The 23,881-nt window shown below is 36.3% G+C and carries 22 protein-coding genes; 9 read left to right on the top strand and 13 right to left on the bottom strand.

Annotated elements, in window-relative coordinates; genetic code table 11:
- Positions 1 to 96 precede the first annotated feature (96 nt).
- Together EYS08_RS04595 and EYS08_RS04590 are read left to right on the top strand one after the other, a co-directional pair.
- Positions 97 to 1,218 (top strand): suppressor of fused domain protein, encoded by a 1,122-nt coding sequence (locus EYS08_RS04595; protein ID WP_131028681.1) that lies wholly within the window; start codon positions 97 to 99, stop codon positions 1,216 to 1,218.
- A 39-nt stretch (positions 1,219 to 1,257) separates the two neighbouring features.
- On the top strand, positions 1,258 to 2,214 hold the full coding sequence (locus EYS08_RS04590) for a zinc dependent phospholipase C family protein (RefSeq protein WP_131028680.1): 957 nt from the start codon (positions 1,258 to 1,260) through the stop codon (positions 2,212 to 2,214).
- Here EYS08_RS04590 and EYS08_RS04585 read toward each other — a convergent pair whose 3' ends face one another.
- The 13 genes from EYS08_RS04585 to EYS08_RS04520 form a co-directional block, all read right to left on the bottom strand.
- Positions 2,215 to 2,901 (bottom strand): DedA family protein, encoded by a 687-nt coding sequence (locus tag EYS08_RS04585; protein ID WP_131028679.1) that lies wholly within the window; start codon positions 2,899 to 2,901, stop codon positions 2,215 to 2,217.
- Positions 2,902 to 2,965: 64 nt separating this feature from the next.
- Positions 2,966 to 3,667 carry a DUF4397 domain-containing protein gene (locus EYS08_RS04580; protein WP_131028678.1) on the bottom strand — a complete coding sequence of 234 codons (702 nt, stop codon included), beginning with the start codon at positions 3,665 to 3,667 and terminating at the stop codon, positions 2,966 to 2,968.
- A gap of 59 nt (positions 3,668 to 3,726) precedes the next feature.
- Positions 3,727 to 4,404 (bottom strand): DUF4397 domain-containing protein, encoded by a 678-nt coding sequence (locus EYS08_RS04575; protein ID WP_131028677.1) that lies wholly within the window; start codon positions 4,402 to 4,404, stop codon positions 3,727 to 3,729.
- A gap of 85 nt (positions 4,405 to 4,489) precedes the next feature.
- On the bottom strand, positions 4,490 to 5,614 hold the full coding sequence (gene dnaN, locus EYS08_RS04570) for a DNA polymerase III subunit beta (protein WP_086545224.1): 1,125 nt from the start codon (positions 5,612 to 5,614) through the stop codon (positions 4,490 to 4,492).
- A 33-nt stretch (positions 5,615 to 5,647) separates the two neighbouring features.
- Positions 5,648 to 7,333 carry a gliding motility-associated ABC transporter substrate-binding protein GldG gene (gldG, locus tag EYS08_RS04565; RefSeq protein ID WP_131028676.1) on the bottom strand — a complete coding sequence of 562 codons (1,686 nt, stop codon included), beginning with the start codon at positions 7,331 to 7,333 and terminating at the stop codon, positions 5,648 to 5,650.
- Positions 7,333 to 8,058 carry a gliding motility-associated ABC transporter permease subunit GldF gene (gldF, locus tag EYS08_RS04560; RefSeq protein WP_131028675.1) on the bottom strand — a complete coding sequence of 242 codons (726 nt, stop codon included), beginning with the start codon at positions 8,056 to 8,058 and terminating at the stop codon, positions 7,333 to 7,335. The genes gldG and gldF overlap by 1 nt, the downstream gene beginning before the upstream one ends.
- Before the next feature lie 188 nt (positions 8,059 to 8,246).
- Positions 8,247 to 8,777 (bottom strand): hypothetical protein, encoded by a 531-nt coding sequence (locus EYS08_RS04555; protein ID WP_131028674.1) that lies wholly within the window; start codon positions 8,775 to 8,777, stop codon positions 8,247 to 8,249.
- Between the two features lie 235 nt (positions 8,778 to 9,012).
- Positions 9,013 to 9,495 carry a hypothetical protein gene (locus EYS08_RS04550; RefSeq protein WP_131028673.1) on the bottom strand — a complete coding sequence of 161 codons (483 nt, stop codon included), beginning with the start codon at positions 9,493 to 9,495 and terminating at the stop codon, positions 9,013 to 9,015.
- A 63-nt stretch (positions 9,496 to 9,558) separates the two neighbouring features.
- A complete protein-coding gene (locus EYS08_RS04545; RefSeq protein ID WP_131028672.1) occupies positions 9,559 to 10,266 on the bottom strand; it encodes an ATP-binding cassette domain-containing protein in 708 nt (235 codons plus the stop codon).
- An 87-nt stretch (positions 10,267 to 10,353) separates the two neighbouring features.
- Positions 10,354 to 11,274, bottom strand: coding sequence for a glycerophosphodiester phosphodiesterase family protein (locus tag EYS08_RS04540; RefSeq protein ID WP_131028671.1), 921 nt, complete (start codon positions 11,272 to 11,274; stop codon positions 10,354 to 10,356).
- Between the two features lie 106 nt (positions 11,275 to 11,380).
- Positions 11,381 to 12,013 carry a response regulator transcription factor gene (locus tag EYS08_RS04535; protein ID WP_029275396.1) on the bottom strand — a complete coding sequence of 211 codons (633 nt, stop codon included), beginning with the start codon at positions 12,011 to 12,013 and terminating at the stop codon, positions 11,381 to 11,383.
- The gene (locus EYS08_RS04530) at positions 12,010 to 12,795 is read right to left on the bottom strand and encodes a sensor histidine kinase (RefSeq protein WP_131028670.1); all 786 of its coding nucleotides are present in this window, start codon (positions 12,793 to 12,795) and stop codon (positions 12,010 to 12,012) included. The genes EYS08_RS04535 and EYS08_RS04530 overlap by 4 nt, the downstream gene beginning before the upstream one ends.
- Positions 12,796 to 13,433: 638 nt before the next feature.
- Complete coding sequence (locus EYS08_RS04520; RefSeq protein ID WP_131028668.1) at positions 13,434 to 13,988, bottom strand: hypothetical protein; 555 nt, start codon at positions 13,986 to 13,988, stop codon at positions 13,434 to 13,436.
- Between the two features lie 338 nt (positions 13,989 to 14,326).
- Between EYS08_RS04520 and EYS08_RS04515 the strand changes: the two genes are divergently transcribed.
- The 7 genes from EYS08_RS04515 (at position 14,327) to EYS08_RS04485 (ending at position 23,842) form a co-directional block, all read left to right on the top strand.
- Complete coding sequence (locus tag EYS08_RS04515; RefSeq protein ID WP_131028667.1) at positions 14,327 to 15,733, top strand: S8 family peptidase; 1,407 nt, start codon at positions 14,327 to 14,329, stop codon at positions 15,731 to 15,733.
- Complete coding sequence (locus EYS08_RS04510) at positions 15,730 to 15,933, top strand: hypothetical protein (protein WP_131028666.1); 204 nt, start codon at positions 15,730 to 15,732, stop codon at positions 15,931 to 15,933. Before EYS08_RS04515 ends, EYS08_RS04510 begins: the two co-directional genes overlap by 4 nt.
- A 409-nt stretch (positions 15,934 to 16,342) precedes the next feature.
- Complete coding sequence (locus EYS08_RS04505) at positions 16,343 to 17,986, top strand: glycine--tRNA ligase (protein ID WP_131028665.1); 1,644 nt, start codon at positions 16,343 to 16,345, stop codon at positions 17,984 to 17,986.
- A 205-nt stretch (positions 17,987 to 18,191) separates the two neighbouring features.
- Positions 18,192 to 18,869: a 2'-5' RNA ligase family protein gene (locus EYS08_RS04500; protein ID WP_131028664.1), complete on the top strand. Its 678-nt coding sequence runs from the start codon at positions 18,192 to 18,194 to the stop codon at positions 18,867 to 18,869.
- 114 nt (positions 18,870 to 18,983) lie between these two features.
- On the top strand, positions 18,984 to 22,478 hold the full coding sequence (locus EYS08_RS04495) for a gliding motility-associated C-terminal domain-containing protein (RefSeq protein WP_131028663.1): 3,495 nt from the start codon (positions 18,984 to 18,986) through the stop codon (positions 22,476 to 22,478).
- A 105-nt stretch (positions 22,479 to 22,583) separates the two neighbouring features.
- Positions 22,584 to 22,991, top strand: coding sequence for a helix-turn-helix domain-containing protein (locus EYS08_RS04490; protein WP_131028662.1), 408 nt, complete (start codon positions 22,584 to 22,586; stop codon positions 22,989 to 22,991).
- Between the two features lie 86 nt (positions 22,992 to 23,077).
- Positions 23,078 to 23,842, top strand: coding sequence for an SDR family oxidoreductase (locus tag EYS08_RS04485; RefSeq protein WP_131028661.1), 765 nt, complete (start codon positions 23,078 to 23,080; stop codon positions 23,840 to 23,842).
- Positions 23,843 to 23,881 lie beyond the last annotated feature (39 nt).

Raw genomic sequence — 23,881 nt, 5'->3', positions numbered from 1 at the left:
AGTTATGCATTGCTTAAGGTTTAGCTTTAAGTCTAAACTGATTGGATTAACATATCTATAAATTGTTTTTTTAACTCTTAAAATTAAGATGATCAGATGAGTTTATTAAAAAAGTTATTTGGTTCAGACGCTCCTAAAAGGGAAAAACCAGAAGTACTCATGGAATTGAGAAGTCCAGCTTGTCCGATTACCGCTATTGTGGAGCAGGATAATCAAGTTGCTTATTTTTATTTGTGGGGTGATGAAGATTCCGATTTCGGGGTTAAAGCCTGCTGGATCAGAAATCTGGATGAAGCCCCGATAAATGCAGATTTAAAACAGATGGAAGAAGGGATCCCGCCAATGTTAATCAAAGCATACTGCAGGTTCCCTGAAGGACAAACACCTCTGCAAGCAGATGATTTAGAAATTGTCTGGTTTGAGGAAGGTGATGGTGCTACTTTAATGGAAAAGGGAGAGGTTATTGCCATCATCCCATCCTGGGCTGGCATGAATGGTTTCTCAGGTTATGCCAGAGACTGCGTAGCCGAAGGAGAATATTGCTGGGAACTTAAATCTTCTAATATTTTGTTAGAAAGGGTTAGAAAAGCAAAAGAATATTGGCAATTATGGGATCTGGAAGTTAATCCTTTTCAGATAATTCAACCTCAGTTGCTCCAGCAATATGAAGATAATTTAGGTAAAAGTGATCAATATTTTGCAATAGATGGAAACGAATGGCCGCCAAGAGGCTTATTTTTGAAGAAAGGAGAGATTAAGGATGTATTTGTGACTGTCGGACTATCGTTACTACCCATGCCAGTGGCTGAAATGTATAGCGAAGACCCTAATGAGGTAAATAGAATAGAATTGGGCTTGCTCTTAAATACAGGTTTGTCTCAGGCAGAACTTAACCTTATTGGGAGTTGGATCAGTGGGCAAGCAGGCATTCCGTGGAAGAGAATTTCCTGGCTTGGGAACGGCCACACCGTTACTTTTAATATTCTTGAACGCACAAAAATGACATCGGTAGTACTGGTGAAGCATTTGAATCACTTACCCGATATATGGCTTGAAAATTACCGTGATAGTCAGGTGAATATATTATGGATGGTGCCCATTACTGAAAAGGAAAGAAATTATATTACAGATCATGGATTTGAGCCCTTCAGTGAAAAGTTAAATAACATCGGATCAGAAATTTTCAATATCTATCGGGATGAAATTAACTTAAGATAAAATCAGGACAAATAATAAATATTTTTTTTATCTTAGGATATGAAAAGATTAACGATTTTAACCGCGTTAATCATCCCTATATTTCTTTGTACCTCTTGGGGCTTCTTTGCACATCAAAGGATAAACAACCTTGCTGTTTTCACTTTGCCTTCTGACATGATCGGTTTCTACAAAAAGAATATCAAATACATTACCGAACATGCTGTTGACCCAGATAAACGCAGGTATGCTGATACACTCGAAGCACCACGGCATTACCTCGATGTAGAGAACTATGAGAAAAATATCGATAGTATTCCCGAAAAATGGGATGACGCCCTAGCTAAATATGGCCAAAAAAAATTGAACACCGATGGTATTATCCCCTGGCAAATACAGCGTAGCTATTATGGTTTAGTTAAAGCCTTTAAAATGCATGATTCGGTAAAGATTTTGAAATATTCTGCAGACCTGGGCCATTACATTGGTGATGCACATGTTCCTTTACATACTACCGCCAACCATAATGGGCAACTCACCAATCAGGTTGGTATCCATGCTTTTTGGGAAAGCCGTTTACCCGAACTGTTTTCGACCAATTATAATTTTGTTGTTGGCAAAGCAGATTATATTGAAAACCCATTGCAAGAAATTTGGAAAATTCTTAAACACACGCACAGTTTGGTTGATACTGTATTAACTTTCGAAGCTGAACTGAGCGCTTCATTCCCTTCCGACAAAAAGTATAGCTTTTCCGAAAGGAATAATACCATCCTCAAACAATACTCCATGGCCTATTCAAAAGCCTATCATACTAAAATGAATAACATGGTAGAAAAGCAAATGCGTGCTGCCATATTAAAAACGGGATCATTCTGGTATTCTGCCTGGGTTGATGCAGGTCAGCCAGTGCTTAAAAACCTGATTAAAACAGCGTTATTACCTGATGAGAAAATAGAAAGTGATAAGGTAGAAAAGAATTATCAAAATGGTTCCCTAATTGGTAGGGAACTATAATTATGCCTTTGTATCTTCTCCTTCAATAATTGCCTCAATCTTTTTAGGCTGAAAACGGCTCCTAATGGCTGCCCAGATGGCGGGAACAAAAGTTACCACAGCAATAAAAATAATTACCAGTTCGAAGTTGTTTTTAATTACAGGGATTTGACCTAATAGATAACCGCCTAACAATAATGCAAATATCCAGGCTACTCCACCAATAATGTTATAATAGGTAAAACGACCGAAAGGCATTTTGGCTATTCCAGCTACAAATGGAGCAATGGTTCTGAAAATTGGAAGAAACCTGCTTAACATAATGGCCTTACCACCATGTTTCTCAAAAAACTCGTGAGATTGATGATAATATTTAAGCTTCAAAATCTTATTTTTTTCTTTAAATACACCTGCACCTAAAACACTCCCGAGTTTATAGTTAACTGTATTTCCCAAAATTGCAGCTACTGTTAAAATAATGAGCATGATCCAGATATTTAAACCAGTTTCATGTTCGCCAGCAATTAAAGCGCCCATTGCAAAAAGCAATGAATCGCCAGGCAGGAACGGTGTTACCACAAAACCGGTTTCGGCAAAAATGATCAGGAATAAAATGAGGTAAGTCCAGGTACGGTATTCGTTAACAATTTCAGCTAAATGTACATCTATATGAAGAATAAAATCTATGAGCTGCTGTAGTAGTTCCATTTATCTAATTTTGGGCAAAAGTATGAATATCAAAGGGATTAAATGCTAGTAAAATGCAATAAAATTAGTTAGCAGAAATGATTCGATTTTTAAGCTCTCCCTTTTTATCACCATCAAGTAATATAAGGTAAACTCTACCATTATTAATATTAAGAGAATCTAAGCGTGATACCACAGGCGGTGGGTTTGTTGCAGTAGGGCTAGTTAATTTAAAGGCAAATTTCATATTTTTATTAACTTTAACCTTTAAAGTTTTAATCGCTCCATACTCAATTGTAGATTCTACAGGATTTGTTGTATTAGTACTATCTGTAATTATAACACTCGAACCTAATGTGTAACCAAGGTTTAAAAAAGTTAGTTTGGCTGAATCAAGATCTGGTCTTACATCATCAGTGTAAACTTTCAACTTTGCAGGATCGCCAGTTTTTTCTTTATAATAAAAAACAGAATAATTCTGCCCGATTTTAAATGTTTGCTCTCCTAATGAAGCTACATCAACACCAGTATTTATATTTCGCGAGGCTATATTATAAGCAGAATCGCCAGCAACGACTACATAACTTGTATTTGTACCGTGAGCAACTGGTGTTCCTATTTGTATCCCATTTAAATAGAAAGTTTGGGTTGTATCAGTTGAAGCGGCTTGAAAAAACCGCACTTTAGCATCACCTTCAATTAAATTGTCATTTTTGATGCATGAGCTGATTAAAACCGCAAGTATAAGAAGAAGAAATATTTTAGGAAACAATACTTTGTTTTTCATAATTAATCGCTAATGCTAATAAAACGTAAAGATAGCAGAAAGCATATTAAACTTTGAAATTAATTATCGGTAATGATATGCGCTTCTAATGTTGCAGCAGTACTACCACTAAACCAAATCGTATAAATTTTACCTCCTTTTAAACTCGTTTTATCAATAGTTTTAACGCTACCAGAGCCTACTACCGAATATCTTAAATTGAATCCTGTATCTACTGCAAAATAGTTAGATGCTTCTTTAAAAGCCAGTCCATTAACAAACTGGGTACCGCCCTGTACCATAACGTTTATGCCAGTGGCAAAATTAGGAGTAAGATTAATCAATTTAATTTTAGCTTTATCTGACTCGGTATTACTTAAATTATCTTCATAACTCACTATTTCCATCTCTCCTTTTTTATTGGTAACCAAAAAAGTAGTGTAAGTAATAGACGGCGTAAAGTTTAAAGAGGTATCAGTAGTTGTATTATTTGTGCCAGCATAAGAAACGTTTCTATTACCAGAAGGTATTTTTACATAGTCGCTGGTTTCGCCAAAGGCCAAAGCAACAGTGGTTAGTTTTTCATTATCCAAATAAACATCCTGATGTATATCGGCCTGCGATGCATTGACCATTTTTACCTTCGCCTGGCCTTTTACAACTTCATCTGGATTTTCCTTTTTACAGGATGATAGACCTATATTACATAAGAGGGTGAGCAAAATCAGTGATTTCGAGAGATTGTTATAGATTTTCATTGGTTGTGTTAGTTGATTATAAACAAAAATGGCTCGGTCAAAAACCAAGCCATTTTGTTAATAAAACTAATAAATTAGTTTTTTCTTAATAACTATTATTTAGCATAACAGGCATCACCAACATTAAAACATCTTCATTTTCATCATTGGTTTGTGGAATTAAAAGCCCTGCTCTATTCGGTGTTGAAAGTTCTAGAGTAACTTCATCACCGCTCAAATTACTCAACATTTCGATCAAAAAGCGTGCATTAAAGCCTATTTCTAGGTCTTCGCCGTCATATTGGCAACTTAAACGCTCGTGTGCTTCGTTAGCAAAATCTAAATCTTCAGACGAGATATTTAATTCACTTCCGCTAATTTTCAGTCTTACCTGATGTGTCGTTTTATTCGCAAAAATTACAACCCTACGAAGTGTATTTAAAAACAAACTTCTATCGATAATTAGCTTGTTAGGATTATTTGTTGGAATTACCGCCTCATAATCTGGATAGCGCTCGTCTATTAAACGACACACTAAATTGATATTTTCGAACTTAAAGAAAGCACTTGTTGCATTATAATCAACTGATACATTAATATCAGTTGAAGGTAAAGCTGCTTTTAAAAGCGTCAAAGCTTTTTTAGGAAGAATAAATGAGGTTGCTTTATCTGCTTTGCTATCCATACGGCGATACCTTACCAGTTTATGTGCATCGGTAGCTACAAAAGTGATGTGCTGAGGAGATAACTGACAGAATACACCTGTCATCGCCGGGCGCAACTCATCGTTACTTACTGCAAAAATAGTTTTTGTAATGGCTTCAGTTAAAACAGATGCAGGTAAATTTACAGAAGATGCGTTTTCTACTACGGGAATCTTCGGAAAATCATCACCATTTTCACCACTTAATTTATACTTACCATCTCCGGCACTGATCTCGATCGCAAAAGTACTATCATCGATATTAAATGCGATGGGCTGATCTGGCAATGTTTTAAGCGTATCTAATAAAATTTTAGATGGAACAGCCACTTTACCTTCTTCCTTTGATTCTACAGCCAAAGCAGTTGTCATGCTAGTTTGCAGATCGGTAGCAGAGATAGTTAAGTTTCCATCTTTAATTTCGAAGAGAAAATTTTCTAATATAGGCAAAACCGTACTGCTGCTTGATGCACCATTTACGGTTTGTAAGTGTTTTAATAGAGTTGATGTGGATACAATAAATCTCATGATATTATTTAGTCTTCTTCAAAAATATAAAAATTATTTAGCGTACTTGTATTTGCGGTGATAATGTTGAAAAATCGCAAAGAATATTAACAATAGCAAGGGTGCTACCACATTTATAAATTGCCATTTCGTTTTTTCGAGCTTAATTTTGGCTTTATCCAACAATCTAATTTTTACTTCTTTATTTCGTAACGCAATTAAGTTGTCGTTATCCGTAAAATAATCAACAATATTGAGCAATAAGGCCTTATTACCAAAAGTACGCTGCGAATAACGGTCGAAACCTAAGGGAAAGGGTGTTCCATTTTGCTCCGATACCTGGTTTTTAAAAATATCGCCATCTCCAATCACAATCATTTTAGCCGGCTTGCCTGTACTTTCTAGGGTATAAGGCTGTGTAATGGTAGCCGGTAAAGGTCGCCCAGCAAAAACCGATGGAAAATTACCTTCCAACATTAAACCAACGTGCTGTGGTTTACTTCGGAAAGATCGTGGATCTAACTGTTCGCTTACCATTTGCAAGCTAAACAATTTCGGTACATTATACACTTTATTATAGGGAGATGTAGCTAAAATATAGGATTTTTTTACGCCTTTAACACCAATAGTATCTACTGTACTTGGAAATTCAGATTTTACACCATCCAACTTTTTCACAACGCTTTCTACCGTATCGGGCAATAAAATCGGATAATAAATCCAGGGCACCAATTGCATCTGGTTCTGCCCGCCTACAACACCTGTAGAAATGGGAATTTCGGCACTGTTTGCCGGATCGGCAATAATATTATAATTAATCCTTGCACCGTACATAAAAAGCATATCATCCAGGTTCAAATTACTGTTAACGGCCATCTGTCCACTTTTTCCGCGCAAGCTATCCAATTCGGCATTTACCTGATCGATACTCCAAAGTACCCGCCCACCGTTCATTACGAAATAATTGATTTTGTATTTCTCGGTTTCTGTAAAAGTTTTTGTGGGTTTGGCGATGATCAACATTTTTAATTTATCAAGCCCTGCTTTATCAATACTATTTAGATCAATACGGCCAACCAGATAACTGCTCGATAGGGTGTGAATGGCATCAGCCAGTTGTAAATCGGAAAGTTCGCCATTTGATTCCGAAAAACCGATCCGGGGGTTTTCACCCGAAAGTACTTTCTTTAAGCTCGAAGTAAAAATATACTCCAGATTTTCAATAGAACGGTTTATATTGTCTTCGTAATTTCCGCGGGTATCTAAATTTTGAAAGAGTTTAATGGGGAATTCCTTCCCTTCGCTTTCCATCATAGCCATCGGAAATACGAGTTTCTGCGTTAATCCACTTTCAGTTTTAATACTTAAATTGGTGGCTTCTATTCCTCTTTCGTACAAATTATTGATCACTGTATCTTGATCGGCCTGATTAAGCCCTGCTATCGGGTCAACAAAAACCACCTTAACCTCTGCCTTGGCATAAGCTTGGTAATCAGATAAAATATCAGATACCGCAGCCTGCAGCCGTTTAAAAGCAGAGGGTAGCTCTCCCGCTAAAAATACAGTAATAATTACCGTTTTTTTATTTTGCTCTAATAGAGATTTCGTTTTATCACTTAAAGTAAAACGTTTATCAGCAGTAAAATCAAAACGATGAAAAGCATACTGCCCCACAACATTTAAAATAATTAGTGCGGCTATAATGATGGTAAGATTAACCCATTTATTCTTCAGCTTCATTATCGTTTCCCTCCCATTATCATTTTGGTGACCAATAAAAACAGCACGGAAAAAGTAATAAAGTAAATGAGATCTCTGGTGTCTAAAACACCGCGGCTTATCGAAGTATAATGTTGATTAATCCCTAAACTGCTGATAATATTACCGATACTTTGAAATGCAGCAAGCTGACTGCTGTAATCGAAACCTAAAAAAGCGAATGCACATAAAGCAGCGCTGATCACAAAAGCAATCACCTGATTTTTAGTCAATGCCGATGAGAAAATGCCCATGGATGTAAAGGCCGCGCCCAATAAAAATAAACCGATATAAGAGCCAATAACGGATCCTGAATCGATATTCCCTTCAGGAAAGCCTAGCTTTGAAATGCTATAGTAATAAATTAAGGTTGGGATTAGGGCAAAAAGTACCAGAACTAAGCTCGCTAAATATTTTGCCACAATAATTTGCCAGATTTGGATCGGCCGCGTGATTAAAAGTTCGTACGTTCCTTCTCTCCGTTCTTCGGCAAAAGAGCGCATGGTAATGGCTGGAATAAGAAACATGAAAAGATAAGGAACCAAACTGAAAAAACCATCAAGTTCGGCATAACCATAATCAAGTATCGAGGTATCCGGAAAAAACCAAAGTAACAGGCCAGAAACCAACAGAAAAATGCCAATGGTAATATAAGCAACCATCGAACTTAAGAAACTGAATAACTCGCGTTTAAAAACTGCGTACATGTGCTATTAAAACGCCGAAGTTAACCATTTATTCCTGCAAATTTAAAAGGAATTGATTAAATGAATGTATTATAGGATCAGCAATAATTACAATTAAATTTAAACAAGGATTCGATTCCCAATAGAATCATTGTTTACAAAAAAAGCCCCCAATTTCTTGGAGGCTTTTGAATGAATTATGTTATTTATTACAAACCGAATGCGAATGCAGCACGCAAGCCGATAAAGCCTGTAGAACCGCCATTTCCAGACCAATTTTCGTAACGTAAACCGAAATCTAAACTAGATTTATCGGCAACAGAAAATGATGCGCCTAAAGTTGGTGCAAATGCAAACAAAGTGCTACCACCTGTTTCAGTGCTAATTGCTGCACCTAGTTCACCAGCACCATAAAAATTACCACCAAAATAATATTTGGCACCCGCTTTTAATGGAATAACACCATAACTGGTTTTTTGCCCAAGAGCTTTCAGAAAATCTTTGGCATCTCCTGTAGCCATTAATGATAAATAACCAGCAGAACCAGTTAAATTTAAATCTTTAGCCACTGGATGCTCGTACTGCAATGAACCGCCTACGATTAAGGTATTTGAATTTTTTTCTGTCGGTAAACCAAATTCAGCGCCAATGCTTAGTTTTTGAACTGCTCCTTCTGTTTGAGCTGAAGCTGCAAAGCCCAGGCCTGCAACCATTAATAAAGAAAGTAATACTTTTTTCATGTGATTTTTATTTATTGTTCGTTAATTATTTGTTGCATTTAGACAAGCATTATGCCAGAAACGTTACAATAAAATAAATAAACTAAAAACAAATACACAAGATACTGATTTACTGATGATTATAAACAATCTATTTTATTCCAAAAAGTTGTAATCAATATAAAAAGGCATAAATCATTGTATGTTTATCTGAATTAATTGAATTAAAAACAAAATTTGGCCTCGTAATTATTAGCTATAATCCAAACATATACGCAAATCTGATTCCAACAAAACCTTTGGTGTTTATTTTATTTAAATCAGAAAACTCATTTTTGCCCGTCCACGCTTCATATCTTATACCTAAATCCAGTTTATTTTCTCCAGATAGTTTAAACAGATTTCCAATGCCAGGCGACCAAACAAATAAAGTTTTTTGTCCGTTATTTAATGGCAATGCTGCACCTAACTGCCCTTCTGCGTAAAAGCTTTCTCCCATCTGATACTTCAAGCCAGCTTTAGCGGGTATATAAGTTAAATCCTGAACTTTAAGAAACTGGTTGCGTTTACCAAAAAAATTCATAAAACCTCCATTTAAGGATATGGCAAAATCTGAGGCTATTGGAAAATCAGCCTTTATTGATGCACCCAAACCTATTCCAGATAAATTAACGAAGTTTCCAGATGGTAAACCTATTTCAGCACCAATACCAATATTAGTGGTGTTTTGGGCTTTCAATATAACAGGTGTTAAAAATAGAAGGGTTATTAAGGCGTTTTTTATTTTTGGGCGAAACATGAATTAAGCAGTAAGTTTTCTAAAAATATCTTCTAATGATTGTTGTTGATGCATTTTTTTCAAGCCTTCGAGCGAATCTTTCGCTACGATTTTACCTTTGCTAATAATGATAATGTCATCACAAATGGCTTCAACCTCTTGCATGATGTGTGTAGAAATGACAACCGTTTTAGCTGCACCTAATGTTTTGATCAGCTGCCTGATGTCAACCAATTGATTTGGATCTAAACCAGAAGTGGGCTCATCTAAAATTAAAACCGCTGGATTATGGATAATGGCCTGTGCCAGGCCCACCCTCTGGCGGTACCCTTTGGATAACATACCGATTTTTTTATGCTGCTCTGGTGTTAAACCTACCATTTTGATGACTTCATCAATCCGTGCAGGTAAATTGTTAAGCTTATAAGTTTGGCCAACAAAATTTAAAAACTCCTTTACATACATATCAGCATAAAGCGGCGTATTTTCAGGGAGGTAGCCAATATGCTTTTTAGCTTCAATGGCATCAGAAAAAATGCTTTTACCAGAAATTTCAGCCTCACCAGATGTAGGCTCTAAATAACCGGTAAGCATACGCATGGTGGTAGATTTACCAGCTCCATTAGGGCCAAGAAAACCCAAAATACGACCTGGCCTGGCTTCAAAGCTAATCGAATCAACCGCCCTTTGCTTATCGTAATGTTTAGAAAGATTTTTAACTGAAATGCTCATTTTGTGTTTTTTACCACAGATTTGCACAGATAAACACAGATTTCATAATTGGTTAAACCGATCTGTGTTCATCCTTTCCATCTGTGGTTAATTAATATGCGCTGAACTTAATTTTTTATTATACCTAAACTTATCCAGTTCTTCTGATGCCTGTGGTAAATTATCACTAGATAAAATATCTGCACCATTGTTAACCAAATGATAATAAACATTTTTTACCGGACTGGCGATGGCGCTTTTATCAATATTCCCCATGGTACCTAAAATAGTGGTAATGCCTTTGTTGTGCAGGTATTGGTACAATTCTTTTTCTGGAGCAGAAACACCAACAAAAGCTACAATACGGTTATTGGGAATACCCAAACTATTTAACCGTTTTAATTCGGCTTTCTTTTGAACTGAAGCTGAAATCATAAGTTCGGGTGCCAACTGATGTACCTCCTTAGCCTGGTTGGCCGTATAGGTAATGATTATTGAATTACTTTCTACTTTATATTGTCTTACCTTTTCGATCACTTTGGCATAAGAAACACCCTTTTTCAAATCGATGGTTAATAAAACTTTTCCTTTGCTCCAGCTTAATACACTATCTAAAGACGGGATTTTAAATTTTGTTTCTTTTCCCTCATCGTCTTTAAGATTAAAAGCCTTCAGTTCTTCATAAGTATAATTGCCAATCGGTCCTTTTCCTGTCGAAGTGCGATCGAGCCGATCATCGTGCATAATCATCATAACCGAGTCTTTACTGTAAGCAATGTCGAATTCGATAATCACTGGATTATAAGTTGTGGCATTATCGAAAGTTTCGATGCAGTTTTCAGGAAAACCAGGCATTGGACCTCCACGATGGGCACTGACTAATGGAAAACGGTTTTCTGGCGACCATTTTAAGAATTGATATAACTCCTTGGGTGTGCTAAACTTAATATATTGATGGCTTTTTTCTTCTGGTTTGCATGAGGTAAAAACTGCAACCATGACCAAAAATAGCAAATGATGGAATTTCATGCTTCAAAAGTAAGGTTAATTGGTTAATTGTTGAAATCAGTTAACTGTAATGCAGTTCCTAAACCTCAATTAACCAGTTTTACAATTTAAACAGTTAACCAGCTTGCTAAGCAAATCCATTTTTGATGGCAAAAACAGCCAATCCTACCCGGGTTTTAAGTTCGAGTTTTTCACATAACTGATCGCGATAGCTTTCAACAGTTCTCGGGCTGCAGAACATTTTATCGGCTATTTCTTTATAATTAAGCTCGGTAACGGTGTATTTTAAAAACTCTTTTTCCCGGTCTGAAATTTTGATTTCTGCATCTTTTGTCTTATTCAGGCTGGAGAAAATAATTTTCGATGCCCAATCGGGATAAAAAAATCCGTTGATATTCAATTTAGTAAGCGCGTTTTCGAGCTCTACCGGATGTGCATTTTTTAACAGGTAGCCTTTGGCACCGTTGCTAACCATTTTAATCACACTTTTTTCTTCGCCCTGCATACTCAGGGCCATTACTTTTACCTCCGGATGATGCGCAGTTACCCAGGTTACAGTTTCAAAACCATCCATAATGGGCATGCTAATATCTAAAAGTAAAATATCGGGGATTTTATTGCTGTTTTCGAAGTTTTTAATCAGCTCTTTTCCATTTTCACAAACATACATTACCTCAAAGGCTGCAAAATTATCTATAATACCTTGAAGTGCTTTTGCAATCAGGATATGATCATCAACAATAACTATAGTTTTTTTCATGCCGGGCCATTTAAAATAATAGTAAGTGTAGTGCCTAAATCGGGTTTGCTTTCTAAATTAAATTGTCCACCGATAATTTCGGCTCTTTTTTTCATGTTTTTTAATCCTATACCGTCAGAAGTGATTTTACCATAATCAAATCCTACTCCATCATCCTCTATTTTTAATGCTAAAAACACTTTAGGAGAAGAATTTAATTGGATTTTGATGTTGCTGCAATATGCATGTTTTAAGCTGTTTTGAAGAAATTCTTGGGTTACCCTTAATAGTACATTCTTTTTCACAAACTCCAGATCTATACTTTCGAAATTGCATTGAAAGGTTACCTTACATTTTTTCAAAGCATTGAGGTTGTTCACTTCTTCCTGTATTAAAGTTACAATTTCATTTTCACTTATATTATCGTTCGTTAAGTTTTTCGACAAACTCCTCAAGTCTTGCAACGATGAATTAATGATCTGATAAATCTGCTCAATTCTTTTACTTGCCTGAGGCACCTTATTTTCGTGTACCAATTGCTGGGTATAAAGGCTCACCAATGTTAATTTTTGTCCGATATTATCGTGTAATTCGCGGCCAATCTGTTGCATGGTGGCCTGTTGTATTTCTAACTGCGTAGTTAAAAGTTCTTTTTGATGTATTTCGTTGGTGATTTTAATCTCATTCAGGTATTCTCGTTTCCGTTCTTTATATTTTTTGATATAAACCATAATGGCTACTACAAAGAGCACAAAAAACAAGTTAAAAAGGATAATGGTAATTAAGAGTTCTGTTTTCCCCATATGAATGAAATTGAGAATAATACATACATTACAATATTAGAAATCAAAAAATAATCAAAATAAATGTTCCAAATTTGAGTATAAACCCTCAAAAGCGAATAAAATGTTAAAAAAGGAAGGGTGCCAATATAGAATAAGGTGACACCTAAATTAATATAGAACATTCTATTTTTATTAAAATTAATGATATCTGAAGACGTAATTTGTTTATAGTATTCCATTACAACCAAAACCATTAAAATAAGGCATCCAAAAGTATAGTTAAATGAAAATATTATTCTTCTTTCTTTAAAGTAAAGTGCGCTGAATATAAATGAGACTATGTATAGCGCAGTAATAGTCCAAAATAACGTTTTATTATTAAAAGATTTTGCACCGTATAACCAGTAAAAAAATATAAACTGGAAGGGGATAATAATGTAATTGTAATATTTTGTTTTTGAAAAATTAATATACTGTCCTCCCCATTTCCCAATAACTTCACAAATAAAAATAATGATCAGATAATAGATAAAATATCTCCAATGTTGCTCCTTTAATCGTTTAAAGTAGTATAGCGCTATCAGCGCAGCCCCTCCTTCAATCCAGAGAAAACTGTCACTTAGAAATTGTTGAGAATCGCTCATCAAAATAGTGCATTAATAGTTCTGCATAGCTGAATCAGCTGGTGGAATAAGCTGCCCGTGATTTTGAGCCATTACCTCACGCGATTGGCTATCACTACTATCCGAACTCATGGCCATTAAGGTAATTGGTTGCTCTTTTTCTCTTTCTTTTAACGGAAAAGTAGCACGGTCTAAAGGATTAAAGTCATAATCCTGGTAACTTCCATCACTGCTCTTCTTCCTTAAAGTAGGGATCATAACAAGTGTATGTTTTTGAGCATAATTTTTTTCTATCGATTTTTCATCCTCAAAACCATTCCATTCGTTCTCTTTTGGATAAGCAGCGTAATAGAAACGGATACCCAATGCTCCATCAGCAATGCGCGGATCTACTTTTTTGCTGAAAAATTCGATATCGGCAATAAATTTTTTCAAGGTTTTTAAACCGAAAGAAACAGAATGAGCATCGTTTATTCCCAATAGTTTATTAATTGCAGCTAAATGGTTATTCCGGTAACCATCTACCATTTGTTGAATTATTGCCGGATCCATGGTATTTGGATGCCCCCGCCTTTCATTTGTTTTCATAAGATCGATTAGTTTTAGTAACAGATAACATACTAGTACCCCACATAAAAATACGATAGCATAGCTAGGTAGATGTTGCATTTCCATAATTTTTGAGTTTTAATTAAAGTTAACTTTTATTCCCAAATGTGATAAAACTTTTATAGATAAAATATGGGGAAAACCCCATATTTTATTGTTGTTTTTACTGCTTTTTATTTTGTTGCTTTTACCACTGGTTTTTAGTGTTTTACCTACCATTTTTCCGCTGTAACTATTTCAATTTTGGATATTGTTTAACACAAAGGAACAAGCCGAAAATCCTGAATAGAGTAGGCAAAACCTAAAACCTTAAAACCATGTCAAAAACCTTGAAAAAAGAAGAAAAAGTAGAGTACACAGGAAGATACCTTGTACTACTACCAGAAGGATCCAACACCTCCGATTCTATTAACCAGATCAATTCTATTAGCGGATTGAACTTAAAAAGCTCTTTAGAATTTGAAAACGAGTTTTTCACAGATAAAGACCTCGCTAAAACCGATGGTATTGTACTAGATAAGCTGGGTATCGCTATCGTAAACGAAAAACCAAAAATTGAAAATTCGATCAGCAGTTTAGGCGAAAGCGAAATGATTGTAGAAAAGGAAAGGGTAGTTTATGCTATTGGAATGCTGGATGAAAGTACCCAAAATTATGTAGAGGGGTACAGAGATGCGGTAAACCAAATGACCAATGTATTGGTTGGAACCGAAACAGAAGATTACAACTATGAAGAGCAAGAATCGGAAGTAGAGTCTGTTGGCGCTACCTGGGGATTAAAAGCAACCAATGTTGTACCAACCAGCTTTTTAAGATACAACCCATACAATGGTGCAGGCATTAAAGTTGCCATATTGGATACAGGATTCGATTTCCATCACCCTGATTTTGCTGGCCGTCCTGTTGTTCATCAAAGTTTTATTAGCGGAGAAAGCACACAGGATGGACATGGCCACGGCACACACTGTACGGGCACTGCCTGTGGTCCTTCTAGTTCGCCATCGGCAACAGAAAGATACGGTATTGCTTATGCCGCCAGTATTTATATTGGAAAAGTTTTAAGCAATGGTGGTTCTGGTGGAGATGGGGGCATTCTTGCCGGCATTAACTGGGCAATTGCCAACCGTTGTGATGTGGTAAGCATGTCGTTAAGGGGCTTTGTAACCGGAGCAGGCTATTCTGCTGTTTTTGAAACCGCTGCCGCCCGTGCTTTAGCACAAGGCACTTTAATTATTGCTGCTGCAGGAAACGATTCGGCGAGGCCAGGTACTGTTAGACAGGTAATGCACCCTGCAAATTGCCCATCAATAATGGCCGTGGGTGCTGTAGATGTAAATATGAACGTAGCCGCTTTTTCTAACGGAGGTCTTTACCCAACTTATGGTGCTATAGATATTGCTGCTCCGGGTGTTAACGTGTATTCTTCTACAAAACTGCCTACCAAGTATGCAAGCTGGAATGGAACCAGTATGGCAACCCCACATGTTGCTGGTATTGCTGCACTATGGGCACAGGCATCGGGTTTGAGAGGGATTAATTTATGGAGAAAATTAACCTCAACTGCAAAAACCTTACCTTTACCTGGTAGAGATGTAGGTGCAGGATTGGTACAAGCGCCTACAAAAACAAGATTGATAAAATACCCAATTGATAAATTTCCGATTTTAGTTAATCCGAAATTCCCTATCGATCCAATTGGTCCAATAGAAAGAATAATAAGATGAAAACAAAATGGTTAATATCTGTAAAAGATAGCGCAATGGATTCAGTGGCAAAAGAGCTGAAGGAAATTGGTGTTAAAGATGTAGAAACCTTAGATTCAATTGGTGTAATCGTAATTGTTCCGGGCAATCATAAAATTGCAGATATCAAAAAAATCGATGGCGTATTAAGTGTTGAAGAGGAAAGGGACATCAGCATTTAAGCCAACAAAAACCTAATTATTTTCTAAAATTGAAATAGGCGTTGCTAAAGTTTAGCAACACCTATTTTTTTATATACCACAAAATTAAAACATTAATATTTTTACCATGTTGGCCACCCAAACCTGATTGCAACGAGCACGAGTGTAACAAAGTAAAGCAGAAAGCAGGGACTGATTAAACCGATTAGCACTGCAATTGCTTTCCTAATTATTTTGAACCATATAAGAATTTAAGGACGGATATGCAGCCAGGTAAGACACCTTTCGTCTGTTTCCGACCACCTAAGACACCTTATAGCACCTAAGTTAAGTGCAGAAATTCTAAAATCCGCAGTTCCTTTACCATTGATCAAAAACCTTCAGCCTTATACCTTTAAACCCTCCGCCTTTTTATTATCTTTGCTGCATTATGGCTCAAAAGAATAACGACGAACAATTTAAAAATGTAATATCACACGCTAAAGAATACGGTTTTGTATTCCAGAGCAGCGAAATATATGATGGCTTAAGTGCCGTTTACGATTACGGCCAATTGGGTGCTGAATTAAAAAACAACATTAAAACCTATTGGTGGAAAGCCATGGTACAAATGCATGAAAATATTGTAGGGATTGATTCTGCAATTTTTATGCACCCTAAGGTTTGGAAAGCCAGCGGACACGTTGATGGTTTTAACGATCCAATGATCGACAACAAAGATTCTAAAAAACGTTACCGTGCCGATCAGTTATTAGAGAATAAAATTGATGAGCTATATTCGGAACTGGCCAATTTCAGTGCAGAAAACAAAGCAAAATTCGAGGCATTTCAACAAGAAATATTGGGTTTAAGTGATGAGGGCCAGGCGAGCTGGGTGCCAACATTTAAAGATGAGGAAACGATTTTAGATCACGCAAAATATCCTTTTGTTGAGGAAGCGAGCTGGAGATTTGTTAAAAAGGGTTTAACGCTTGAGGTCGAAATGAACCTTGCGCTTAAATCTGAAAATTTAGCACAGCTAAAAGATTTAATTGTTGATTACAAAGTAATCTGCCCGATTTCTAAAACTTCTAACTGGACTGATGTTCGCCAGTTTAATCTGATGTTCAGTACTCAATTTGGTGCAATGGCTGAAGGTAGCGATGAAGTTTATCTTCGTCCGGAAACAGCACAGGGTATTTTCGTAAACTTTTTAAATGTTCAAAAATCAGGAAGGATGAAAATTCCTTTCGGTATTGCGCAGATTGGTAAGGCTTTCAGAAATGAAGTAATTGCCCGCCAGTTTATTATGCGTATGCGCGAATTTGAGCAAATGGAAATGCAATTTTTTGTTCGCCCGGGTGAAGACAAAAAATGGTTTGAATATTGGAAAGAAGCACGTTTAAAATGGCATAAAGCTCTAGGTACTTCGCCCGAAAAATACCGTTACCATGACCACGTAAAATTAGCACACTATGCCAATGCGGCGACTGATATTGAATTCGAATTCCCGTTCGGATTTAAAGAGGTTGAAGGTATCCATAGCCGTACCGATTTCGATTTAACACAACACCAGGAATACTCTGGCAAGAAAATGCAATATTTCGATAACGATTTAAATGAAGAAGGTAAACCTTATGGCAACTACGTTCCTTATGTTATCGAAACTTCGATCGGTTTAGACCGTATGTTCTTGTTAACGATGATTAATGCTTTTGAAGAGCAAGATTTAAGCACCGATGATAAACAGGATAGCCGTACGTTATTGCGTTTACATCCAGCTTTGGCTCCGTACAAAGTGGCTGTTTTCCCATTAACCAAAAAAGATGGTTTACCTGAAAAGGCCCGTGAGATTATGGATACCTTGAAATTTGATTTCAACTGTATTTATGAAGAAAAAGATGCTATCGGTAAACGTTACCGCCGCCAGGATGCCGTTGGCACACCTTTCTGTATCACTGTTGATCATCAGAGTTTGGAAGATAACACCGTTACCATCCGCCATCGCGATAGTATGGAGCAAGAACGTGTAGCCATTGCCGATTTAGGAAACATTATAGGTTCGGCAGTAAGCTGGAAAACTTTGTTGGCATAATTTTGACCACGTTAGGTGCCTAAGGGTATCTAAGTATAATATTTGGGGGATCATAAAGTTAATTTTCCCTCAATCTGTCACGTTGTCCAAAGGACTCCTACGGAGAGCCTGTCGAAACGCTTTACTACAAATCTAAGTAGATCCTTCGACAGGCTCAGGATGACAATCCTGTATCGGTGATACGCTTTCTTTTTGTGTACAAAAAATGAATTTAGCCGAGCATTACCATAAACTTTATACCGAATCAGTCGCAAAGATATCTGCCGGAAATTATGAAACAGATCATTTAATCGATTCAGACAATGATCAGCGTTTTGGATTTACCTTAGTGATCAGACCAGATGCTGCAACGAAAGGTAAAATCCAGCAATTTTTAGCTGAAGCAAAAGCAATTGAACCTGCTCAATATTATTACCGGAATACCGACATACACATCACCTTAATGTCTATCATTTCCTGTTATGAGGGCTTTGATTTAAAGGATATCCATGTTGAGGATTACATTAAGCTCATCCAACAGGTTTTAGCCAGACATAAGCGTTTCAAGATTCAGTTTAAAGGACTTACGGCATCGCCATCCTGCATTTTAGTTCAAGGTTTTTTAACTGATACCTTAAACGAAATCAGAGATGATTTGCGAGCAGGCTTTAAAAATTCAGATCTGCAACAAAGCATCGATAAACGTTATGCCATCCAAACCGCCCACGCTACAGTGATCCGTTTCAGATCTGAGTTAATCCATGTAGACGCTTTGCTTGGTCTTATCGAAAAGTACAGGGATTTTGATTTTGGCACTTTTGAGGTGAAACAAGTAGAATTGGTTTATAACGATTGGTACCAGCAGGAAAGATTTGTGAAAAAACTACAGGTGTTTAACATTTAAGAATTAATGTTACCTTTTAATATTAACTGGCTTTAATTCACAAAATCAGTCATTATATCAGTTTATCCGAAGTAAAACATATCTTTATAAAATTTTAAATTATTGCCCTCACTAATGTATAAAAGAATATTCTATTTTTTTATTTTCATCTTATTTTGCCAAACAGCAATAGCAGAAACTTTCGTTGTAAGCTCCAACAATGATTCGGGACCAGATTCTTTTAGAGAGGCTTTAACCAAATCAGCTGCAAATGGAAATTCAGAAATAGACTATATTAAATTTGACATTGCTGATATTTCTACAGCAGGAAGAACAATAAGAATACTAACTGATTTGCCAGAAGTTACATCAGACTTGATTATCGATGCCTCTACGCAAAATGGAAATACACTTTCTATAAACGATACAAAAATTGTTTTCGATGGTGTCAATTTTAAACATGTAACATTCACAAATCAGTCGTTCCTTAAGGTAAATGGGGTTAGTGTTTTTGAATTATACGGGATTATTGTTAAGAATTTTTATTATTCTTTTACCGGAACAGCTAGTGGTCCAAACACCATTTATTTTAAAAATGCAAATAAAAACGTAAAAATAGGAGCGGTTGGAAAAGGGAACGTTTTTTATAACATACTTGGCATTTCAGGAAATTTCAACGATTTAAATTCAAAATCGTCCATACAAAGTTTTACTATAAAAAACACCATTATGGGTATTGAAGAAGACGGTGTGACTATAGCTAACAAGCTTCAGTGTATATCTCAAATTCATCGTATATCAAATTTAATTATTGGAGGTAATAGTAAAGTCGAAGGAAATATTATATATGGTGAATTTGGAAGTTTTATTGCCATTCCTGGCGAACTAATTCCTGCTCCATTTAATATGGAGATTAAAAATAACATCTTCTATGCAAACAAAAATGAGGAAAGGCCAGGAATAACGGGTAATATTGGCAATAGAGGCAATAATTTTTCTATTGATGCGAATTTTAACCACCCTTATCCAGCTAATATTACTGTTACTGATAATGTATTCGGGATTTCTTTAGGTCTTTTAGGCTTTGATAATGCCAATATTCTAATTGCAAGAAATAGTTTTGGTGTATCAAAAGATGGAACTAAATCATTACCTCTTTTTACTCAGGCCCTTAGCTTAAACTCAATAAATGGGCGCGTTTTGGTAGGTGGTACCGACATTAGCGAAGGAAACATTTTTGCAAATGCAAATGATTACAAAAATTACGAGAAACTCTTTCCAGGAACACTTTGGGCAGAAAAAAGTAATACAGTAGAGCTTTCTCATAACTCATTCTTGTGTAATCCTCAAATACCGTATCTAATAGTGAACACAGGTCCATATGGGAAACCTATTGAAGCTTTACTAGATGATGTTACTGCTACTACAATAAAAGGAAGATCCAAATCTGGAGCAAAAATAGAGCTATTCTACGCCGATTTAGAATGCACGAACTGTCAACCCAAACGTTACTTTGCTAGCGTATTAGCCGATGGTTCTGGCAATTGGAAATATAATGGCAATATAGAAGCTGGTTATAGCATTTTAGCATCAGCGACATTGAATAATGTTACCTCTGAATTTTCTGATCCGAGAATCTATATGCTGAATGCTGGGCCTAAAATATTTAAAGTAACCCACCAAACCTGCATCGAGCCGAATGGAAAAATAGAAGGTGTTTTAACGGTAAATGTAAATAAAATACAATGGGAAGATGAAACAGGTAAAGTATTTGGTGATAAGTTAGATTTAATTAATGTTCCTGCAGGAAAGTACAGGATTAAAGCAAACCAGTTTGGCTGTATTACGCATTCAGAATGGGTAATTGTGGAAGACCGGAGTCCGCAGTTAGCCTTTGGAACCGTTGCAAATCTTATACATCCCTCTTGTGGAAAACTGGGGTCCATCCTCAATCTTTTTCCATTTAATTACAAGGAATTTTTCTGGTTGGATGAAAATGAAAAAATTATAGGTAAAGAGCGTGAACTTAAAGATGTACCAGAAGGTAAATACATGCTTAGAATTATTGGGACAGATGGCTGTATTAAAAATTTTGGACCATACATCTTAAAGAATGTTGTTGGTCCTAGTGCTGATTTTAGTGGTGCTAAACCTACAAACACATCTTGTAAGAATAAAACTGGCAGTATTATCGGTATTATAGCCTCATCTACAGGGAATATCACATACAAATGGACAAATGAAAAAAATGAAGTTGTAGGCAAAGACTTAGATCTTTTAAATATTGGAGAAGGTACATATATCCTTGAAGTAAGGGATAATAGCAATTGCCCAGCGATCGTATCCGATCCAATTAAGATAAATGTTGTCAATGGGATAATTATTGATGAAACATCTATAACCAAAAAAGCATCTTCTTGCAGTGCTAACACTGGGTTTATAAAAGGAATAAAGGTAACAGGAGCCACAAAATATAGTTGGTTAAACACAGCCTCAGAAGAAGTATCTACTACAAATGAGTTAATAAACGCTGCACCAGGAACATATTTATTAAAAGCTACCAATGAATTTGGATGCGAAGCAGTGAGCAAATCTTATATCATCGAACAAGCCATACCTGTTAAATTCTCTGATTTTAAGATTAAAACAACCGACGCCAGTTGTAACCTAAACAACGGCACAATAAATTTAACATTACAGGGAGATGTAAAACCAAAAGCGATAAAATGGAAAAATAGTTCTGGAACAATTATTAGCACAGATACCGAATTAAATAATTTAACTGCAGGTACCTATGCCGTATATTTTACAGATGAAAATGATTGTGAGATACCCTACAGGTCGGTAGAGATCAAAAGTATATCCCCACTAACACTAAATCAATCTGAAATTGAAATTACCCCTGATGATTGTGGACAAAAAGGCGGATCAATAGAAAAGCTGATTGTAGCTGGCGGTGTTCCGCCTTATAAATTCAGTTGGACAAACTCTCTACAAAAAGAGATCAGTAATTCAGCATCTCTCTTTCAGGTTGAATCTGGAACTTATGAACTTTTAATAACCGACCAATCAAATTGCGGCTCAATATCAAAAAGTTTCTATATACAAGGGAATACCCAGTTTATTCCTCCACCTATAATCGAACCAATAACCATCTGTGGCCCAACGATAATTAACATCAGTGTAAACAATAGGGGGAATTCAGGCTTCTATAACCTCTATAGAAATAATGAAACATCTCCTATTTCAAGCAATTCAGAGGGAAAATTTAAGGTTGATATCAACGCGAATTCAGATTATTATATTACCCATTCGCTTTTTCAATGCGAGAGCGCTAAAACTAAACTTGAGATAAAAATAAATGGATCAGAATTGGTTATTCCTAATTCATTTTCTCCGAATGGCGACGGCATTAACGATTTATGGGTAATTCCTAACATCAACAACTATCCACAAGCCATAGTTAGGGTTTATAACAGATTGGGAACGATGATTTTCGAAAGTATTGGACAAAAACAATTTGATGGAAAATACAAAGAGACCATATTGCCTATTGGCACCTACTATTACACCATTCTATTATCTGACAATTGCAAGCAAATTTCTGGCAGCCTGCTAATCCTTTATTAGAAAGTGATTAATAATCCTTCAGTCACAAAAAGACAAATGCGCATTAGGTAATTTCATAATCGATTGCTCGAATGGTATATTTGTTTAGCGATCAAAATCATTTATATGAAAATTCCACAGAAATTTTTTGCCCGTCAACACGAAATCGCGGCCGATTTTTTGAAAGAGCTGGATAAACATTTAGACGATGTGGTATCTGGAAGGGCAACTGAGATGTTTGAAGTAAGAGACTTTGCCGAGCTTATCCACGTTCACCCCACACACTTAAGCAATACCATTAAATCGGCTACAGGCCACTCTCCCTGTTACTTCTTTGAAGAACGTTTAATGGAAATTTCGAAATCAATGTTACAGAATGTAAGTATGCCTATTGCCGAAATAGCAAGGACCCTAACTTACGATCCATCTAACTTTACCAAGTTTTTTAAACACTTCTCTGGCCAAACACCCAAACAGTACAGAGAGGCTTATTTCCAGTCTTTGGCCACAAATAAGGAAATTGTCACCATATAAAACTTAAACCGTCACCATTTATACTTAAGCTATCACCATTTTTACAGCGGGTTTCCATCTAACTTTGTTTAATAAATTAAAAGAAAATGGAAACACAAAATAAAATTGCCCTGGTAACCGGTGGTAGCCGCGGATTAGGAAAAAATGCTGCTTTAAAAATTGCGGCAAAAGGAATTGGCGTAATTGTTACCTACCAATCTAAAAAAGAAGAAGCGGAAGCTACTGTTAACGAAATAAAACAGTTAGGAGTTCAGGCTGTAGCATTACAGTTAAACGTTGCTGATACTAAAACTTTCGATGCCTTTTTCGCAGAAGTTGCAATAGTACTGAAATCTGTTTTTAATGCCGAAAAATTCGATTTTTTAGTGAATAATGCAGGTATTGGTATCCATGCATCTTTTGCCGAAACTACCGAAGAGCAATTTGATACTTTGGTAAACATCCACTTTAAAGGGACTTTCTTTTTAACCCAAAAGGCTTTAACGTTATTAAATGATGGCAGTGGGATTATTAATCTTTCTACTGGTTTGGCACGTTTTGCCACCCCTGGCTACGCAGCTTATGCATCGATGAAAGGTGCCGTGGAAACCTTAACAAGGTATGAGGCTAAAGAACTAGGTGCAAGAGGAATCAGAGTTAACGTTGTTGCTCCTGGCGCCATTGAAACTGATTTTGGAGGTGGTGTAGTGCGCGACAACGAACAAGTAAATGCAGGAATCGCCTCGAATACAGCTTTAGGCCGCGTAGGTCTGCCTGATGATATTGGCGGCGTAGTTGCCTTTTTATGCACTGAAGATGCCAGATGGATTAATGCTCAGCGCATTGAAGCATCAGGCGGTATGTTTTTATAAACCATTCGCACTTTTTAACCATCAAGACACGGAGGCACA

Origin of the sequence: Pedobacter kyonggii (assembly GCF_004310665.1) — a bacterium.
In the GTDB taxonomy this organism is placed as follows: Bacteria; Bacteroidota; Bacteroidia; order Sphingobacteriales; family Sphingobacteriaceae; genus Pedobacter; species Pedobacter kyonggii.
This window is presented reverse-complemented; position numbering and strand designations above follow the sequence as displayed.

Coding starts and splice junctions, on each gene's coding strand:
- EYS08_RS04595 (WP_131028681.1), top strand. CDS start 97: ATGAGTTTATTAAAAAAGTTATTTGGTTCAGACGCTCCTAAAAGGGAA.
- EYS08_RS04590 (WP_131028680.1), top strand. CDS start 1,258: ATGAAAAGATTAACGATTTTAACCGCGTTAATCATCCCTATATTTCTT.
- EYS08_RS04585 (WP_131028679.1), bottom strand. CDS start 2,901: ATGGAACTACTACAGCAGCTCATAGATTTTATTCTTCATATAGATGTA.
- EYS08_RS04580 (WP_131028678.1), bottom strand. CDS start 3,667: ATGAAAAACAAAGTATTGTTTCCTAAAATATTTCTTCTTCTTATACTT.
- EYS08_RS04575 (WP_131028677.1), bottom strand. CDS start 4,404: ATGAAAATCTATAACAATCTCTCGAAATCACTGATTTTGCTCACCCTC.
- dnaN (WP_086545224.1), bottom strand. CDS start 5,614: ATGAGATTTATTGTATCCACATCAACTCTATTAAAACACTTACAAACC.
- gldG (WP_131028676.1), bottom strand. CDS start 7,333: ATGAAGCTGAAGAATAAATGGGTTAATCTTACCATCATTATAGCCGCA.
- gldF (WP_131028675.1), bottom strand. CDS start 8,058: ATGTACGCAGTTTTTAAACGCGAGTTATTCAGTTTCTTAAGTTCGATG.
- EYS08_RS04555 (WP_131028674.1), bottom strand. CDS start 8,777: ATGAAAAAAGTATTACTTTCTTTATTAATGGTTGCAGGCCTGGGCTTT.
- EYS08_RS04545 (WP_131028672.1), bottom strand. CDS start 10,266: ATGAGCATTTCAGTTAAAAATCTTTCTAAACATTACGATAAGCAAAGG.
- EYS08_RS04540 (WP_131028671.1), bottom strand. CDS start 11,274: ATGAAATTCCATCATTTGCTATTTTTGGTCATGGTTGCAGTTTTTACC.
- EYS08_RS04535 (WP_029275396.1), bottom strand. CDS start 12,013: ATGAAAAAAACTATAGTTATTGTTGATGATCATATCCTGATTGCAAAA.
- EYS08_RS04530 (WP_131028670.1), bottom strand. CDS start 12,795: ATGGGGAAAACAGAACTCTTAATTACCATTATCCTTTTTAACTTGTTT.
- EYS08_RS04520 (WP_131028668.1), bottom strand. CDS start 13,988: ATGAAAACAAATGAAAGGCGGGGGCATCCAAATACCATGGATCCGGCA.
- EYS08_RS04515 (WP_131028667.1), top strand. CDS start 14,327: ATGTCAAAAACCTTGAAAAAAGAAGAAAAAGTAGAGTACACAGGAAGA.
- EYS08_RS04510 (WP_131028666.1), top strand. CDS start 15,730: ATGAAAACAAAATGGTTAATATCTGTAAAAGATAGCGCAATGGATTCA.
- EYS08_RS04505 (WP_131028665.1), top strand. CDS start 16,343: ATGGCTCAAAAGAATAACGACGAACAATTTAAAAATGTAATATCACAC.
- EYS08_RS04500 (WP_131028664.1), top strand. CDS start 18,192: ATGAATTTAGCCGAGCATTACCATAAACTTTATACCGAATCAGTCGCA.
- EYS08_RS04495 (WP_131028663.1), top strand. CDS start 18,984: ATGTATAAAAGAATATTCTATTTTTTTATTTTCATCTTATTTTGCCAA.
- EYS08_RS04490 (WP_131028662.1), top strand. CDS start 22,584: ATGAAAATTCCACAGAAATTTTTTGCCCGTCAACACGAAATCGCGGCC.
- EYS08_RS04485 (WP_131028661.1), top strand. CDS start 23,078: ATGGAAACACAAAATAAAATTGCCCTGGTAACCGGTGGTAGCCGCGGA.